The organism is Paenibacillus sp. B1-35, assembly GCF_050474385.1.
GTDB lineage: Bacteria > Bacillota > Bacilli > Paenibacillales > Paenibacillaceae > Paenibacillus_B > Paenibacillus_B alvei.
The window spans coordinates 1-17,219 of sequence record NZ_JBCHVJ010000013.1 but is presented as its reverse complement, the minus strand read 5'-3'; the positions used below and the strand labels follow the sequence as shown (position 1 = coordinate 17,219).

Annotated in this window: 17 protein-coding genes, 3 tRNA genes and 1 pseudogene; 8 read left to right on the top strand and 13 right to left on the bottom strand. The window is 40.9% G+C overall.

Annotation, left to right across the window (positions count from 1 at the left end; all coding sequences use genetic code 11):
• From ACQ5BJ_RS25960 to ACQ5BJ_RS25945, 4 genes are all read right to left on the bottom strand, one after another.
• Positions 1 to 77: transfer RNA gene (locus tag ACQ5BJ_RS25960), tRNA-Pro, on the bottom strand.
• 15 nt (positions 78 to 92) lie between these two features.
• Positions 93 to 169 (bottom strand) — tRNA-Arg (locus tag ACQ5BJ_RS25955).
• An 8-nt stretch (positions 170 to 177) separates the two neighbouring features.
• Positions 178 to 252, bottom strand: a tRNA-Gly gene (locus ACQ5BJ_RS25950).
• 341 nt (positions 253 to 593) lie between these two features.
• Positions 594 to 791: a hypothetical protein gene (locus ACQ5BJ_RS25945; protein ID WP_040735020.1), complete on the bottom strand. Its 198-nt coding sequence runs from the start codon at positions 789 to 791 to the stop codon at positions 594 to 596.
• Positions 792 to 858: 67 nt separating this feature from the next.
• Here ACQ5BJ_RS25945 and ACQ5BJ_RS25940 point away from each other — a divergent pair, with 67 nt between their 5' ends.
• The 3 genes from ACQ5BJ_RS25940 (at position 859) to ACQ5BJ_RS25930 (ending at position 4,427) form a co-directional block, all read left to right on the top strand.
• Positions 859 to 2,520 (top strand): thiamine pyrophosphate-binding protein, encoded by a 1,662-nt coding sequence (locus tag ACQ5BJ_RS25940; RefSeq protein ID WP_430110999.1) that lies wholly within the window; start codon positions 859 to 861, stop codon positions 2,518 to 2,520.
• Between the two features lie 14 nt (positions 2,521 to 2,534).
• Entirely contained in the window at positions 2,535 to 3,428 is an 894-nt protein-coding gene (locus ACQ5BJ_RS25935; protein WP_430111002.1) for an SDR family oxidoreductase, read from the top strand.
• A 561-nt stretch (positions 3,429 to 3,989) separates the two neighbouring features.
• Positions 3,990 to 4,427, top strand: coding sequence for a hypothetical protein (locus ACQ5BJ_RS25930; RefSeq protein WP_262866459.1), 438 nt, complete (start codon positions 3,990 to 3,992; stop codon positions 4,425 to 4,427).
• A gap of 1,603 nt (positions 4,428 to 6,030) precedes the next feature.
• On the opposite strand, the gene ACQ5BJ_RS25925 is transcribed toward ACQ5BJ_RS25930, so the two are convergent.
• Positions 6,031 to 6,252 (bottom strand): hypothetical protein, encoded by a 222-nt coding sequence (locus tag ACQ5BJ_RS25925; protein ID WP_430111004.1) that lies wholly within the window; start codon positions 6,250 to 6,252, stop codon positions 6,031 to 6,033.
• 235 nt (positions 6,253 to 6,487) lie between these two features.
• Here ACQ5BJ_RS25925 and ACQ5BJ_RS25920 point away from each other — a divergent pair, with 235 nt between their 5' ends.
• Positions 6,488 to 8,830, top strand: a complete 2,343-nt coding sequence (locus ACQ5BJ_RS25920; RefSeq protein WP_430111007.1) for a hypothetical protein — start codon at positions 6,488 to 6,490, stop codon at positions 8,828 to 8,830.
• Positions 8,831 to 9,286: 456 nt separating this feature from the next.
• Here ACQ5BJ_RS25920 and ACQ5BJ_RS25915 read toward each other — a convergent pair whose 3' ends face one another.
• Positions 9,287 to 9,673 (bottom strand): hypothetical protein, encoded by a 387-nt coding sequence (locus tag ACQ5BJ_RS25915; protein WP_430111009.1) that lies wholly within the window; start codon positions 9,671 to 9,673, stop codon positions 9,287 to 9,289.
• Between the two features lie 408 nt (positions 9,674 to 10,081).
• Between ACQ5BJ_RS25915 and ACQ5BJ_RS25910 the strand changes: the two genes are divergently transcribed.
• The gene (locus ACQ5BJ_RS25910; RefSeq protein ID WP_254912210.1) at positions 10,082 to 10,171 is read left to right on the top strand and encodes a putative holin-like toxin; all 90 of its coding nucleotides are present in this window, start codon (positions 10,082 to 10,084) and stop codon (positions 10,169 to 10,171) included.
• Positions 10,172 to 10,510: 339 nt separating this feature from the next.
• The gene (locus ACQ5BJ_RS25905) at positions 10,511 to 10,993 is read left to right on the top strand and encodes a hypothetical protein (protein ID WP_430111012.1); all 483 of its coding nucleotides are present in this window, start codon (positions 10,511 to 10,513) and stop codon (positions 10,991 to 10,993) included.
• 58 nt (positions 10,994 to 11,051) lie between these two features.
• Here the strand turns inward: ACQ5BJ_RS25905 and ACQ5BJ_RS25900 are convergent, their stop codons facing one another.
• The 4 genes from ACQ5BJ_RS25900 to ACQ5BJ_RS25885 form a co-directional block, all read right to left on the bottom strand.
• Entirely contained in the window at positions 11,052 to 11,591 is a 540-nt protein-coding gene (locus ACQ5BJ_RS25900; protein WP_430111015.1) for a pyruvate kinase, read from the bottom strand.
• A gap of 78 nt (positions 11,592 to 11,669) precedes the next feature.
• Positions 11,670 to 12,356, bottom strand: a complete 687-nt coding sequence (locus ACQ5BJ_RS25895) for a hypothetical protein (protein ID WP_430111017.1) — start codon at positions 12,354 to 12,356, stop codon at positions 11,670 to 11,672.
• Positions 12,357 to 12,605: 249 nt separating this feature from the next.
• Positions 12,606 to 12,848: a stalk domain-containing protein gene (locus ACQ5BJ_RS25890; protein WP_430111020.1), complete on the bottom strand. Its 243-nt coding sequence runs from the start codon at positions 12,846 to 12,848 to the stop codon at positions 12,606 to 12,608.
• Positions 12,826 to 12,975 (bottom strand): hypothetical protein, encoded by a 150-nt coding sequence (locus tag ACQ5BJ_RS25885; protein WP_430111023.1) that lies wholly within the window; start codon positions 12,973 to 12,975, stop codon positions 12,826 to 12,828. The genes ACQ5BJ_RS25890 and ACQ5BJ_RS25885 overlap by 23 nt, the downstream gene beginning before the upstream one ends.
• Before the next feature lie 916 nt (positions 12,976 to 13,891).
• Between ACQ5BJ_RS25885 and ACQ5BJ_RS25880 the strand changes: the two genes are divergently transcribed.
• The gene (locus ACQ5BJ_RS25880) at positions 13,892 to 14,656 is read left to right on the top strand and encodes a hypothetical protein (protein ID WP_430111025.1); all 765 of its coding nucleotides are present in this window, start codon (positions 13,892 to 13,894) and stop codon (positions 14,654 to 14,656) included.
• A gap of 252 nt (positions 14,657 to 14,908) precedes the next feature.
• Here the strand turns inward: ACQ5BJ_RS25880 and ACQ5BJ_RS25875 are convergent, their stop codons facing one another.
• From ACQ5BJ_RS25875 to ACQ5BJ_RS25865, 3 genes are all read right to left on the bottom strand, one after another.
• On the bottom strand, positions 14,909 to 15,118 hold the full coding sequence (locus tag ACQ5BJ_RS25875; RefSeq protein WP_430113424.1) for a hypothetical protein: 210 nt from the start codon (positions 15,116 to 15,118) through the stop codon (positions 14,909 to 14,911).
• 158 nt (positions 15,119 to 15,276) lie between these two features.
• Positions 15,277 to 15,666, bottom strand: coding sequence for a hypothetical protein (locus ACQ5BJ_RS25870; RefSeq protein WP_005544446.1), 390 nt, complete (start codon positions 15,664 to 15,666; stop codon positions 15,277 to 15,279).
• 576 nt (positions 15,667 to 16,242) lie between these two features.
• A complete protein-coding gene (locus ACQ5BJ_RS25865; protein ID WP_430111031.1) occupies positions 16,243 to 16,668 on the bottom strand; it encodes a hypothetical protein in 426 nt (141 codons plus the stop codon).
• 330 nt (positions 16,669 to 16,998) lie between these two features.
• Here ACQ5BJ_RS25865 and ACQ5BJ_RS25860 point away from each other — a divergent pair.
• A pseudogene (locus ACQ5BJ_RS25860) lies at positions 16,999 to 17,219 on the top strand (IS4 family transposase); the annotation flags it as partial.

The window sequence follows — 17,219 nt, the reverse complement described above, 5'->3', positions numbered from 1 at the left end:
TGGTCGGGACGACACGATTTGAACATGCGACCCCCTGGTCCCAAACCAGGTGCTCTACCAAGCTGAGCTACGTCCCGATACTGTATTTAAAATGGCGCGCCCTGAGAGATTCGAACTCCCGACCTTTTGATTCGTAGTCAAACGCTCTATCCAGCTGAGCTAAGGGCGCATATATAATGGAGCGGACAACGAGATTCGAACTCGCGACCCTCGCCTTGGCAAGGCGATACTCTACCACTGAGCTATGTCCGCAAATTGTGGTGTAAAACGAAATGTCAGAAGCGACAAGTAATAATATATCATAAGGTATTTAGTTATGCAACCCCTATTTCAAAAAAAATTATAAAAACCTTAAAAAACACTGTTTCTAAGCCTTGGGGTGGGGTCTTTGGCGGAATTATTAATGAAAATTGGGAAGTATTCATTAATTCTAAAGACGGCCATTGCTTTTCTCCATCGAGTAGCAGCCTCACGCGTTTGCTTTGTATGTCGTGGGCGTCGTCCATAATCTTGTCGGTACTGTATGATTGTTTCCTTATGTTCAGGTAGCATCATTCGGCTGGCTTACCCAAATCCCCTTCCCCTGTAGTTTCTTACTCATTTGCAATGGCCTTCAATCTTCGCTGCTCTGTCTCTTGTCTGTCCGGGTCAGTAAATGTGCTTGCTCGAATGATTGATGCTTCTCCGAATTTGTCATTGATACTATCCATTACACTTTCGATTTTCCTCTTGTTCTCCCTATCCTCATCGAACAAAGATAATTGATAAACCGAAGCGTCCGTAAAATTCATCCAAACTTCTTCATAGTAAACAGGCTGCACATCCATACTAAGAAAAAGGCAAGGAGCTGTCGGCAAAATGAGTATATTTACGGAAGTTGCCCAAGAAAATCAATCACAGGAAGGAACCGAAATTCAAAAGGTTGCGGATGTGATCATCGAGCAACTGCAATTGTGGGGCGTCAAGCGGATTTACGGGGTGATCGGGGACGCCATTTTTGGCTTAATGGAGGGTCTCTCTCGCCAGAATGATTTGGAATGGATTGGCGTAAAACATGAGTCTGTCGCTGCCATGATGGCGTCTGCCGAAGCCAAATTAACCGGTCGAATCGGAGTTTGCGCCGCGCAAATGGGACCAGGCTTGACCAATTTAATGACTGGCCTAGGAGACGCATACTTAGATCGCGTTCCCGTATTGGCCATATCAGGTCAAGCGCCTACCCGCAAGATCGGAACGACGTATAAGCAGTATATCGATCAGCAGGGACTAGTTCAGGCGATTACCGGGTTCAGCCGGATTGTCATTCATCCCAATGCAGTCATTGATGCCTTAGCACAGGCCATGTTTACCGCAGTGGAACAGGCACTTCCCGTTCATCTTTCCATACCTTCCGATCTATGGGCACTTCCCTGCGGGGCAAAACCGCGCGAACCGATTCGAATCGCAAATCTACTAGCTGGACAGAGCCAAATCCGACAAGCGGCGAATCTTATGCTTAAGGCGAAACGCCCTGTAATCCTTGTTGGCAATCGAGCAAATCTTGCCTGTAATGCAATCCGAAAATTGGCTGATCGCTGGGGATGCGGAATTGTCATGAGTTATGGAGCAAAGGGAATTATAGCGGATTCTCACCCTTACCTGCTCGGCGGTTTGGGCGAAGGAGGAAATCCTTTTGCAAGCGACTTATGCAAACAATCGGATGTCGTCCTTGCCATCGGTACTTCCTGGTGGCCGGAATATCATGTCCCTGAACATGCGCAAGTGATCCATATCGAAGAACGGATATCAGCTATCGGAAAGGTCATTCCATCACAAGTCGGGATCATCGGCAATATCGCAGAGATACTTCAAGCACTTACAGAAGGCATGGCAGACTATCGTCCAACTCCCGATTGGCTGCAACTCGTGAACCAATGTAAACAAGCTTGGAATGAACAAAATAAACTCGAACGTGCCATCTCATCGTCACCCCTTCATCCCGCACTGATCGTCAGCATCGTTGAACAAAACATTGATAAGGACGCCATTATTGCGCTGGATGAAGGTGATGTCACCTTATGGTTTCTAAGAAACTTCAGGGGAACAGCCCATCAATTGGTGTTGTCGGAGCGTTGGAGAACGATGGGGTTTGGATTGCCGGCCGCAATGGCAGCAAAATGTTCATTCCCGAACAGGCAAGTCGTTTGTGTTACGGGGGACGGCGGATTAGGAATGGTACAGGCCGATTTGATTACAGCCGCACGTTACAGACTTCCCATAACGGTCATCATTTTCAATAATGGAACCCTGCAAATGGAACACGACAAAATGATGATGAAACATCTCCGTCCATTTGGGACGGACATCTCAAACCCGAATTTCGTCCAAATTGCGGAAGCAGCTGGATGGGTGGCCAAACGAGCAGAAACAAATGATGAGCTTCGCATCGCCTTAGATGAAGCGAAATCAACCTCCAAACCTTACCTGATCGATGTCCAGACAGCAAAAATAACGCATCCAGATTTTCAAATTCAAAAATAAAGGAGCATGTTTTTATGACAATGGTAGCCGAAAAACATCCTGCATCCGTATCCATGCCTAAACCTCCTTATCCACTTCAGCACCAAGATAAGCAGCCTGGTATTGAGTCTGTGATGAACCCGCGTCCCATTTATGACGACCCGAACTACAAACCGGGTGGCAAACTGAAGAATAAAGTGGCCATCATTACCGGAGGAGACAGCGGCCAAGGACGAGCCATAGCTGTGGCCTTCGCCAAAGAAGGCGCAGATGTCGTCATTGTCTATCTTAACGAACATTCAGATGCTGAAGAAACCAAACAGGTTGTTGAGCAAAAAGGACGCAAATGTCTGTGTATTGCCGGGGATCTTGGCCAAGAAGCTTTTTGCAAACAAATCGTGGAACAAACCGTTACACAATTCGGCAGGCTGGATATTCTCGTGAATAACGCGGCTGAGCAGCATATTCAGGACAATTTCGAAAGCATAACATCCGAACAGATGGAAAGAACGTTTCGAACCAACTTTTTCTCGGTATTTTATTTAACGAAGGCCGCTCTTCCCAACATGAAAAAGGGCAGCAGCATTATCAATGCCGCCTCCCTCACTGCCTATGAGGGGAATGAACAGCTCATCGATTATTCAGCCACCAAGGGCGCCATCGTTGCTTTTACCCGGTCGCTCTCGAAATCGTTGCACAGCAGAGGCATTCGAGTAAACGGCGTTGTCCCTGGAAGCATATGGACGCCTCTTATTCCCGCATCTTTTCCTGCCGCTCAAGTCGCGAAGTGGGGAGAGAAAAATCCGATGGGACGTGCAGGGCAACCTTGCGAGATCGCACCCGCGTATGTATTTCTGGCATCGGAAGACTCATCGTATATTTCCGGACAATTCATCCATGCCACAGGTGGCGTTATTGTGAACAGCTGAGAAGTTCCAGCTTCGTGCAACAAGGGACTATCATTTCTACAAGCGACGGTCAAACAACTAAATTTGGGACAGCAAAGTAAATGAAAAGAGCCATGGGATTCTTTAAACTGCACTTATGCTCCTTACTCCCTATAGACAGCAAAAACCCTTGTCCGACAAGGGTTTAATGATATGGTGCGCGTAGAGGGAATTGAACCCCCACGCCAAAGGCACTAGATCCTAAGAGTCTAGGGGATGCGTTTTACTCGTTTCGCCTAATTCTTGATACATAAGGGTTTGCCGGTTATCCACAGGGTTTTATTCTCCTCTGATTTACCCTGTTTGTTAATAAGTCCGTTAACAAATCCGTTACCATGGTTAGCAACTCATTACATCAGTTTAAATCATGTTTCTTCCTATTATAATGTATTTTCAAAATTGTACCTAATTAATGCCAACAAGTAAAACCTCGAATAGTTCGATTCTTTGTCACAGATAGGACTCTTCTACAACACAATTCAATGGTTATATATGGTATATTGGGAATGTATACCATTACCTTACATTTCCAAGGAGGTTACTATGAAAAAGTCATTAGTTGTCATTTCAACAGTACTGATGTTATCAACATTTACTGGTTTCGCTTCTGCTGCGCCTGATTCAACTAGAATCGTACCAACTCAATCAGAAACTCTTTCAATTGAAACCGACTACTTAGAAGGAGATGTTCATCACGTTGGGTACGAATCCTTCCAGAGATCATTTACTGCAAACATCCATGCTGGAAGATTTATGGATATTTATGTAAAAAATGATGGCCCAGGAACAGTGTACATGACGTTAATGAAAGATGGAAGAACTTATGCGACAGACATTCCGATACCTTCAGGCCAACAAAAAATAAAGACAGTTGGGGTTCATGGCGGCATTATTAATGAAAAGTGGGAAGTATCCATTAATTCTAAAGACGGCCATAACATGGACTTCCAGTTTAAGATAAGACAATATAAAAACAAATGATCAAAAAAAAAGCCTCGGAGTATTCCGGGGCTTTACTTTGGTTGGAAAAACAGATTAATAAGCCCCGCAAATAGCAGGGCTTTTTTTGATTTACTCTCCAAGAAACTTCTTTCACCATGCCTTGCCTTATGCATCTTTAAATCCCCCTTTTCCATTTGTATCTTACATGCCAGTTATTATGCATCTACTCCCCTCCCTTTTGAACTATACAGTTATGATTGAGTACACTGTCCTTCCATCACCGCGCAATTTCCTGTCTGCTTATTGTGTTGATCCCGAGCCATCAAGGAATGCCATCTCTGAGTTGTGCCGCTACCGATCTTCTGTTTTATGGCCGTCCTAAATTCAGAAGCAGTGCATGATGTATTCGTCACGACTAGCCACAGATTCAGTCTCGCCCATATACAAGGCCTACGATATACATTTAGCAAGTGAGCAGAGATGACGAGTCAAACCTTTCATATTATATTGACGAATGGTCGATTAATTAGCTCGAAGCGCAATGATATGCTTAATGTTTGTCTTGCTTCGCCTGCCTTTCTAGTGCCTTCAGCTTTTTTAGAAACTCATTTCCTATGTCCACAAGTTTGATCTTGGTTTCAACTCGTCTTACTGAAAGCTCCTTACTGTAGGGCCTTCCAGAGCTTCCTTTGCCTCGCCGTTCCTCAAGATTCGCCATAAGCGGCGTAAAAGATCTCCAACGCTTCAAACTCTCTTTTGGTTTACGTGAACTAAGAATATCTAAATCAAAACCATCCTCAAGGAATAACTCATTTGGCGTTTTTCCAGCTTATAGGCTTTAACTGCAGCAAGTTTAAAGGCTGGAGTGAATGATATATTCATCTCTGATACACGAATTACGTTTGGAGTTTCTTCAAGTTTTTTTAATCTGTAATTCGCTATACCGCATGCTCATACTCCGTTCTCTATAAATAAATTGAATTATAAACATAAAGAACCCGAGAGAGGCACTTTTTTTAAGTGTCCATCTCTCGGTTCATAGTTCAGAAAGTGAAAGTGGAGCAAATTTTTTATTCGGTGAAATCTTTCTTCTAGCAGTAGTGAGCGGACTGTTGTCATCATCGTGGTGGATGTTTGGAGGAGTTTTATTAGAAACAATATTTATGTTATTTAATAAAGCTCTCAGACGTCTCCTATTAATAGGCTTAACTATAGGTTGTGGAGCAACAGGCTTGTTTATTGGGTTAGCAAGCCCGTTAGCAAATACAAGGAGCCTTGTGCTCCTTACTATCTATAAACAGCAAAAAAAACTTGTCCGACAAGGGTTTAATGATATGGTGCGCATAGAGGGACTTGAACCCCCACGCCAAAGGCGCTAGATCCTAAGTCTAGGGGAAGTGCTTCACTCGTTTCGCCTAAGTCTTGATACATAAGGGTTTGTCGGTTATCCACAGGGTTTTGTTTTCCTCTGTTTTACCCTGTTCGTTAACAAGTCCGTTAACAAATCCGTTACAATGGTTAGCAACTCATTACATCAGCTAAATTGTGTTTCTTCCTAATTATAATGTATGTTACAAAATTGTACCCAATTAATGCCAACAAGTAAGCCTTGGACTGACTCCGGGGCTTTACTTGTTTAAACTTAGTTCAAAATTTTTCTCGTAACAGACGGGAATTCCTCCACAACTATTTCGTAAGCGGCGTATACATTCTTGATCAAATCAATTGTTTGAGATTCCGTTCCATCCTCATTTACCTCAACCACCCCATGTATTAACCCTAGAGTGTAAGCCATGACATTAAACAGATCGTTTTGGGATATTTCCCTCATTTTATTTGCAATCGATTCTACTGTTAATTCCATAGTATCACCTCATTATTGGAATAAGTTGGATAACAATATTATTACATATGAAGGTAGGTATGTATATAAAATATCGCTAATGACAATCCATTGCTTTTCCCCGTCCATAGGAAGTGATTCATCTGCCCATTCCATGATTTTACTCTCATAATTCAGGTAATCAGAGGAACATTAGGGACGTATATGAAAAACTCCCTTGATCGCCTATGTTTTGCAAAATAAGGAGGAAATGCAAATGACGCATTTGATAAATAATGTACTGGACCGTTCCCAGTATGCCCCATATTGGTATATTGATAATGACACCGAAAGTATCATGGAGATTAAGAACCATTTGGCCAAACCGCTAACAATTATACCATTACTCAATATCGAATACGGTAAAACCATACAGCTTCACGCTATTACAATTAATCCCTTTGCAACTACACGTCTTGATCTGAAGTCCGAGCTAAAATCTGAGATTTCACAAAAAACTGAAGAGGGCACCGAGAATGAGCACTGGGGTGACGGATCACGACCGAACAGCCTACTTGGGAGTGCAGTGCTTATTCCAGTAGATCCACCCGAAGCTAAAGTGAAATCCTATGGTGCTTGGATATTGACTCTAAATCCAAAAGAAAAATTAGGATTTAACACCATGTTTGAGAATCCAACTGAACCGCTTATTCCTACAAAATTAAAAACACTTTGGTGGCTTCCTCATCCCGGTACCAAAGCGTACTTTTCCCTACAGAATACTTCCCCAGCACCATGTGAAATACAAGTAGAAATGGTGAGCGGTGATACAAAGAAGGTTGTGAATCTAAAGCTTGAAGCCATGGCTTCACCAATGATTGAAGTCGAAAAATTATTCGGTTCGGAAAATCTTCCTAGAATGGGGGGAATAACGGTCTCGAGTAATGGCTGCCCACATCTTCAAAACTTAACGATCACGAGTGGACTAAAGAGCCCGATTATTGTGGGGCGAAGTAAACTTATCAATAAAGAACGTGGCTTTGCCACTTCTCTTATGTTTCACCAATCACTGAACAAAGCTGCTAATTCCTCAGAGTATCCAACTCCTTCAAGGGGGACGGAATTGCATGCTCCAGTAGCATACTTTGGGAAATTGGATGTATTATTAGAGCGTTCTACATTCTTTATGCATCCTCATCTCCTGATGTGGAATACCGCATCGTTTGATATCAACGTCACGGTCATAGTTTATGGAAAAGACATTCATGGCAAACAAACTTCTTTAGAGTTAAAACCAATGACACTTCGATCCAATTCTACTATAGATATCGACCTCCAAGAGCAACGCCAGTTATACCAAAGCCAATTGGCGGATGGGATTGCTGGTATACGTGTGCTTCACGATGGATTCACGACAGATATCGTGACTGAGTTGACCAATATTGATGAAAAAGGTCGCTTTGCTTGGCACGATGATATAAGATATTTACATTTACATCAAACCACTCAACAGATGCCTATATCATTTAACCTAAGTCCAGGCCATCGTAGTTTTCTCATTCTCAAAAATGTTACAGATCATCCTCAACTGCCTCGTATCTTGCTACATTACTATGGCGGAAAAAAGCAGTATGATATCGATGTGTCGGAGGTACAACCACAACAGAACATAGTCGTGGATATCAAACGACTGAGAGACGAAAAAATTCCCGACAGAAATAATGAGATACTTCCAGATGATGTTCAATACGGGGGGGCATCGATTTTTCACGAAGCCGGAGCCTTCGTTATAAGCGATCCAACCTTCTTTTTTTCACCGAGGAGAAACGTTGAAAAAATAGCAAATGAAGCCGGCCCACAGGTTGGCGATTATGATGATAATCCGTATACTATCACTTCCTGTGTCAAACCACCGGGAAGAGGGGATGAGCCTCCTATTCAACCTAAAATCCGATGGGTGAGGTTGTGGTTGAATGCGTTCATTCCGAGAGATATCCCTGGAATCACAGTACCTGTACCCAATCATCCTGGTAATTTAACAATGCTAGTTCCTAAGAATTACGGCGGAATAGATGCTCTTATTCCTGACTGTTACACTACCGATCAACGAAGCTTTAATGATAATCCACTTGCAAGCTCGGCGATGCACTCCGAAATCACCATTGATGTGAGCGGCGAAGTTCCTATCCCGAGGTTTGAGATTCATAATACACACTGCACTTACCGGCTTGAGTGTTCCTCCGGCTATGAAATTTGTAATGGCCAATCACCAACTTATGACATGCATTTTAAAAATTTGCGAACGATCATACCAAATATTTTCGAGATTGATCTGGAGGCATCCGCAAAAGACCCGTGCATACCGGAAGCACCTTTAGATATTGGTAGTGTTGATATCCGTGGTACGATAAGGATTGATGCCAGAGAAAAAAGGAGTGGCTCTGTGACAGTTTCATTCAATGGGTTAATTGAGCCGTTTCCTGCTTTTGAGATGTATGCCGTAGCAAACGCCACCGTAACACAAAACGTGTTCGTTAGACCTCCCATTGGACCAACGTCTAGCCTTATTGGCGGCCCAAACATTATCGTGCAGGAGAGTGTAACGTTAACCTCGTTTTAATTCAACGTAAATCTGTTTAACAAACAGAATAGAACGTTCAATCTTTCATCACTAAAAAAACAGGTAAGGATAACCTCTAACAAGTCATGTCAAGGGTGGTATCCTTGTCCATTCCAGTGCGCTCTCCGCGCGCAAGTTAAGATGTGGTACTGGACTAAGGTCCCAGTTTTTGTGGACTTCGCTGTATAAGCCGTGGGATTTATTCCCCGGCTTTTTTTATAAAAAATAACCTGCAACTATGGCAGGTTATTTTTCAATCAATACTAATACTTCGTTAATATCACAATGATTTTTCAGTTTGTAAACATGCTGCTTAGTGCCGTAACAAAGGAGCTAGACAAACATGCAAAATACTCATAAAAAATCAGCAATTTGTAGCGTAGATTTAGTTACGCCTTATTGCTGATTTTTGAATATCTATAGATCTATTCAAAATGAAAGCTCATAAAATAGACTTTATCTAATAGAAGCTGTTACAGATGCATTCGAAGCTGCTTTGACATCTACATCTGCTTGAAGGATATAAGTTGCATTTTTATCAAGCAAAACATCTGTTGAGTCAAATCTCTTATTTGGCCGGACATAAAGTGTAGCAATATGTTGCACATTGTTACTGTCAAGTTTCTTATACAAAACTGCGTCACCACCGTAGGAGCCTCCACTACCACTGTAGCTAGCAGTAAATGTCATTTTCTTCCCTGACCCTGTAATCTCAATCCATTTAGCAGAATTTTGTGCACGAGTCGATGTCACACTCCCAGTTGTAGCAGCACTTACAATTGGAGTTAGAAGAGTAAAGATGAACAAAAAAGAAAGAATGAGAGAAGATAAACCTTTTTTCATGTTTTTCCTCCTTTTATATATTATATCCAAAATATACTACTATCTTCCATAAAAGTAAAGTGGATTTATATTAAAAATAGGTTATCGCAGGTTAAAGCTAAATGTGGTGTTCTTTAAGGATTTAATTCATCAAAGAAGGACAAGAAAGAGTAAACAAGATATCCCCTGCTACGAAGGAACAATAACCGCCTGACGATGGCCTGATGGATACAGGCCGAAACCTAGCCCTTCGGGGCGATGGTCACGGATATCCGTTGTTATGGTAGACTTTTTATAAATCAAAGGAGTTTATTTCGAAGTAAAAAAGAGGAACGTTAAGTTCCCCTGTTTCCAATATATGAAACTATGATATTATGAGTAGGCAATAGGGCTTTATGGGCGGTCGGCTTATCTCCCGGAAGGGAGGTGATGCCAGTGAGCGTATTTGAAGCGTTAAGTTTGATGTTCCTTTTTGGGATGTTCATTCTTGCTTTACTCACCTACTTAAAGAAAAAGTAGACCGCCCCGACCAAGGAATGCAGTCTACCTCTGTGTAACCATATTGCCTTAAAAGCCTGCCGCCCTTAAAAGCGGCGATTGCATGGAGTCGTGTTCCCGCACGGCTCCTTTTCTATTTATATCTTATCATTCGTGATTTTATACGTCTACTTTAAATGGGGCATTCATAATTACTTACGACTCTATGTTTTTCATACTATTCAATCTATGAAAATGATCTGGATCTATTTCAAATCCGTGTATATTTTGCTAACCCATAAATTAGTTCATAAGGACTATACCCTAAATAGCACCTATAATGGTAGCATATGGTAATAACAGGTAGAGAGGGTGGTATAAATGAAGTTAAAGAACATGCTTTCGACATTCATTGTTTTTGTATTGGCTATGGGAGTGTTTTCGCAAAGCGCATTTGCAATGACAGGAGTAGGAGATACGAAGGAGAATGCAATTTCTCTGTTCCCAGAAATGATTTCTAGCGGATGGGGAGTAGGACAGCAAGATGTTAACATGTATATCGACTCTGCTAGTGACCAGGATTGGTTCAAATGGACGAATATAACCGGGAAGGACTTGGTTTTGCGTGCAGCTATACAGCCAAAAGATGAAAACAGTTATCTTAGAATTGGAATGATTATTCAATATCCTTCAGGCAAACAAACATCTATTTTTTATGCCGACCCATCCAATGGGCCAGAAAAAGCTAAAACTCTAGATGGATTTCAACTTCCTCCAGGAGCAACTGTGTATATTAGTATAGATGCTAGTACATTTGGCACTTCATCTCAGTATTGGTTCCTTTTTCGGTTATTTCAATTTTGAATGCAACCACAAACAAGAGCAGTGGGATTCTTTTCTCAACTGCTCTTTTTTATGTATCTTAAAATGTTGATTCTCCTTGTGTGTACCCGAAATACTTTAACACATTCCCCTTTCTGTACCGCTCATGAGCCTTTTCCAACAAGAAATCATCTTCAAGATCAATATATCCTGTTAAATATAGAGCTTTTAAATAGTCTTCAAATTCCTCATTCCCCAAGACCATGCTTTCCTTTTTTATTCCACCAAATATGTTTGTTTCAAGAGCCAGTAAAAACGATGTTCCTTGCGTAGTTCCCCCTGACATATAAATGTTGTCGTCAGAATTAATAAGCAGGTTGATTTCTTCTGAACTCAAATATTCTGAAGGATTAAGCTTTTCAAGCTGATTAAATCCTCTTTCATCACGAAATGTATAAGCTTTAACAATAGACTCATAATGAGCATATGGATCTTTCTTTAATCCTTCAAACTGATCTAAATCGACTTCTTCAGCAAAATATTTTGTCTTCAACCGTGTATCAATGTCACTCAGTGTAAATGGGTTAGGAATGCTTAATAACAAGAATTTTTCATATAAAGTTAAGATGTCTGGCCGCAATTGTCTGTCCCCTTTTAAATGAATTCACTTGAGTAGGTACTAGAGGTTTTTTTAGTATTAGCTATACCTTACCACAGATTACGGTTTAATACCCGGTCGACCGTATGGACCAAAGAAAATATGACCTGTTACTCGGTTAGAATCAGCTCCGCCATGATAATGATCATAGTACAACTGATCGCTTCTACCATTTGGTGAAAAGTGATTTTCCTTTTGAGAAATTTTCCCTTGTCCAAGTCTAAAGGCGAGTCCCTTTGCATCTTTTTCAGTTGCTGCCCATACATCATTACGTATACTTTGTCTTAAATAAGCTTCTGCTTCACCCTCTGTTAGCGGCTTTCCAAGTAACAATGGCGCTCTGTATCCATTCTGAAGACGCGCAACAAAAAATTTTGGTTTGTCATTATTTCGGCTATTAGTTAATTCTCGGTACATATCGTTAACTGAAGCCCATGATTCATTAGCCTCATAGATTAACATACCTGTAACAGCAAGAGCTCCTAACCATTTAAGTAATTCAGCCGCACCCATACCGACCCACGGTAGTGCAGGAACAAAGCCCTGAGGTTCGTAATGCTCTTTCACAAAAGGTTCTTCTACTACAGGTTCCTCTACTACAGTTTCTTCTATCTGGTATTGTTCAGCGGATTGGCTCATTTGCAAATGTGCTTCATTAGCTGCAAACACACTTGCTGACGAGGTAAAGAACAAAACAAATGCTAGTACAAAAGAAGTGGCTCTAATAAGTACTTTAAACTTTTTCATTGTTTTCCCCCATTCTCCCTCTAGTACCCACACAATAAATTCCTTGTAAACGTTTTTAACACCAAGTTTACATTGACCATATTATACAATTTAACCCTATTAATCAAGGAAGTAGATTCCATATTTTTCTTTGTATAAAATTCCATAATCAAGTATATCGCCAAAAGATAAAACGATTTATTGCTCCAATGGTCAATAAAAAACATATAGAGCTCTTTTATTTGGTTGGAGCTCTATATGTTCTCCACTTTATTTTGAAATGGTAACCTTCCTTTCTTTCCCTACCCATCCAATCACTCGTCCACCAGCAGTTTCAACCACTTCACGGACAGGTGCATAAGCTGTTCCCCCAACCGTCTGGCTACCTACCATGGTCATTCCGTTTACAGTGGCTTTTTTGCCGTCATATCCGACCTTTGCGCCGAGAGCTTCGGCGATAACGCGGACAGGTGCTGTGACAAGGCCATTCTTAAATTTCCCGGATGCAATCACTTTCCCGTTTTAGCTCTACCGTTGCCGTGTCTCCACTAGGAATATTTGCAACAGGCTTGTCCAGCGCTGTCACCCCGCGCAGCTTCGCAAGCTGGCCAACTAGGTTTGTGCCATATGGCGATGACATTGCCACTTCGCGTCCAATTTCTTCACAGTATTCGACGTAGGCGTTGGCTCCCTCCTGAGAGGGGGTGAATGAAAAAGTGACACTCTTTGTGGGCATTTGTGTTTTAGGCAAGGATAAGGATCTGAAATGAGCACGGAAAGGGAGGGTATTGTTTCCAAAAGACCAGATGAGTAAGTTCGATTAACCCCCAACGTACAGCATGTAACAGAAGAATGTTAGAAGTCAGTCCTAAAAAGGGAAAAAGCGCGATCTCCGATTGCTCGGAAACCGCGCCGTTATCGACATTACATGGTGCTGGAGAAGGGAATTGAACCCCCGACCCACGCATTACGAATGCGTTACCTAGTAGTTCTGCATGGTTCCGCAACGATCCTAAAGCATCAATATACCTAATTAGCCTGTGATTATAGTTCCGGTTGGTTCCCTTTGGTTCCGTGAGATGTTAGAAGATTTGTTAGAAGTTTTGTTAGAAGTTTTTCGTCAAACAAAAAGAAGATCCAGAACAATAACTGTATCTTCTTTACTGTGGTTTTGTCGTTGTTAAAGAAAAAAGCCTCGGAAGTAATCCGAGGCTTAATTTAATGGTTCATCCTTTTCAAACCAGAAACTAGGGATACTTCCTACATTCCAAAACATTCCACAATATGTTCAATTAAAAATGTTCAAAGAAAAAAAGTATTAGACTGGAGTTACTGCTGTCACGCGATTTTTGAGTTGGAAAATCGTCGGCTTTTGAGAAATAAGGTTCAATTTCATTCGCTTTAAGACCAATTGTGAGCCCTCAGGGAAGATGTAGAGAGAATGTATAAACTTGAGGTATCTTGAACCTACTGAAAATAATGTCACGAAATGAATGGTGTAAATTGTTATATAAGATGAGACGATCAAAAGATTAACTAGAGAGGGGCAATTTGAAATGAAAATGATGATGAAATTAGGACTCGCAACGATAAGCGGTATCTTATTATTTGGTTCCATGAACCTTCCGGTGGGGGCGGCGCCAGCCCATGCTGTAAGTGACATTGCCATGAAGACGGCAGCGGCTGAACCAAAGGCTATGAGTGAAGGCGATAAGTTGGAGGAAGCGGAGAAGACTAAACTCGATAAACTATTAGAGAAAAATCCGCATGATATGTATCTGATATATAGTAGTTCTCAGCAAAAGGGGTTTGAGGTTTTTGGTTATGGTAACTTTCGGCCGCGCTATGAGAAATACGAGGACTATGAGGAGTTGTTGGATGTTATGAAAGAGCCGGCTCCGCAGAAGCCTGCTGACTTGCCGGAGGGTTATGCCTTCAAGGAAGTGTTTATCGTGGGGCCGTACCCGAATGACTATGCAGCAGCCATGAAAGCCGAAGCTAAAAAGCTCGGCAAAAAGGTATATTCAAAGAAACTTGAGTGGAAGGATACAAATTTTATCCAGTTACATTTCGTGAACGGGAAAGATTATATTCAGTTCTCGAGTCGTCGTATTGAAGAGAAGGATAAGAAACAAAAAGGATTTGTCTATAAAACTGCTGCAGATATGAAAAAGGAAAATCCAAAACTTGATCCAAAATTTATTGGTAACTTACTAAGTTGGCATGAACAAAGTAAAGGGTTCTCGATTTCAACCAATCCAGGAAATCCGTTGACGGAGGAAGACCTGATCAAGCTGGCCAAAACGATGGTAAAAAAATAAAAAGGTTTCATTTTACGGTAAAGAACAAAGATACTTTGAAATGACGAACCCTCAGGGAAGACGGTCTAACCTGAGGGTTTTCTGTGTTTCTTGGCTGAAAAAATGCACGATAGGCAGCAGCCGAGCTCCTATTTGCTTCATCCAGCACAGGTTGCTCACGTCGATGCTGCTCCTTTTGCAAATCCCAATATACTTTTCTATGCTCCAGAATCACAAATCCCTGCCAGAGGCCTGATCCTAATCTAGAGGCCATTACGCTGTTCTCCCCTTCACCGGCTGCCATGAAACTATTCGTTCTAGGCGAAATGGCCGCCACGCCTTCGCCTTCATGCAGGTGGCATTGATTAGGGCATCACGAATGTTCCGCACTACGATATGTCGCTGCGTAATTTCACCATGCCTATCTTCATAAATGATTTCAATTTCCCGACCAATGTAATGTTCCAGATGCAATGTTATCACCTCATGCAGAACGTTTGTTCTTGTTATATGCGTTGTACGTTCTGTATACAATAGAAGAACTTATTACAACATCACGGGCTCATACATAAAAATTTACCCCTGTAAAAAACTACGGGGGTAAATTTTCTGAATAGTATTCTATCTAAAGTCTAATCCATTTAATTAATGAAATTTTGAGGAACACATTCACGAACACCGGCATTTTTTAATGAATTAAATAAAGCTGCATCGATGATTAGTATAACATTTTCATCAGTTCCATTTTCTAAATCATAGATTACCCAGTATGAATTATCTACTGTAAAAATACATTTTCGTTCTAATTTAAAACCAGGTGGTACAGTTGGAAGTGTAACAACTGGTACACAAACGTTAGTATCTCCTTCGCCTTTGATAAAATTGAAAGTTTGCTGGTCAATTTCATAGATATTAACCGGATCAATCTCCACACCTTTATCAGGCACTGTAATTTCATCTTCAACTAATAGAAAAAAGCGTTCATTTCGAAAATTGAAAAGACATCTTGCCCCAACTTCAAATGACGCCATTTATATCCATCTCCTTCGCAATATTTGTATAGATTTCATATTGCTCTACATAATATGTTATATTAAAAGATTTGATAACGGCATGTACCAATTAGAAGAAAAATCAAGGTTTTAAACTAACTTCCTGATGGATACAGGCCCCTAGCCCTTCGGGGCGATGGTATGGTCGCGAATGTCCGCTAATGAAGGATATTAAAACAGAGTGTAGAACAAAGAAGGAGCAAACGTACCGTAGTTATAAAGGAGGTTTCTATGGATCGGGAATATAATAAGCAAGTAAATGATTCAATTTACAATTGTCTAAATGAAGAATTGCCAAAGTAATTGTGCTCAAACTGCAAAAGATATGCACATGAAAGATACAAGCAAGTCGAGGATGTTCATATTACTGATCAGCCTTTCGAGGTTGATTACATAATTCGTTGTAAATGGTGTGGGTATAAAAAACATTTGACGTTTGCGTTTGATCCAACTACTATCAGTTTTTCGTTGAATAAAGTAGAAGACATAGGTTTTTAAAAATTATAAACAACAAAGTGCCGTGAGAATCTTTCCTCAACGGCACTTGTTTATTAATTAGTATGCTCTCGCTGCTGATTCAAATGGATATTCAAATCCGCCTTCACCATCATTAGAGATGATTTTAATTTCGTAATCCCCGTCATCACCAGTAGCCTCTTTTTCAATTAAAACGCGGTAGTCATTACTCTTCGAGGTTGTTGCCTCAGCAAAAAACTTACCATTAGAATCATAGATAACCATACGCATTCCTTTTTCGTTATCGTCTTGCAAATAAAATCTAACGAATTTAAATTTTTTCTTGTAAGGCAAGTTGTAAGAATCGAAACCTGTTTTAGGCAACGGGCCATGCTTGGAAGCATAGCTTTCTCTGTCTTCGTTGTCTCCAAAACTGCTCACAACATGGCTGTCTTGTGCAAACACACTTACTGGGGAAACTGACAATGCCATTGCTGTTAAAAGGACAATAATTCCTTTCTTCATAGAACACACTCCCAATTATTGTTGATGCTTTTGGACTGCGAAATTCTAGGAATATATTGTCATTTACTGGTATATATATATCAATTTTTATTTTATTAATCATGACTACTAAGCAATACAAGAGCCGTGGGATTCTTTGATATGCTCCCCTTAAAGTCAATGTCATTAAGTTAACTACTTTAGAATCCCGATTGCCACAAGATTTATGGTAATTGGGATTTTTCATTGATTAGGTAGACATAATAACACTTCACAAAAAGAAAAAACACTTGACAAAGCTGGGGAATCGGCGTCCAATCCTTAAAGACACTTTTCAAGGAGGAACGCTGAATGAAAACGACGCTTAGACCTTCAAAAATCAAGGGAATTTTATCAAAAAATATCAAATCAATGGCAGCTACACTGGATGACTATGTTAGGAGACCTGGTCACGACTTTTCAAGAAACCGAAAACTAACTTTTGAGACTATGCTTCAAATGCTAATCGGTATGGGAGGGAATAGCCTTTGTAAGGAACTCTACGAATGGTTTTCTTTTTCTAAAGATACAGC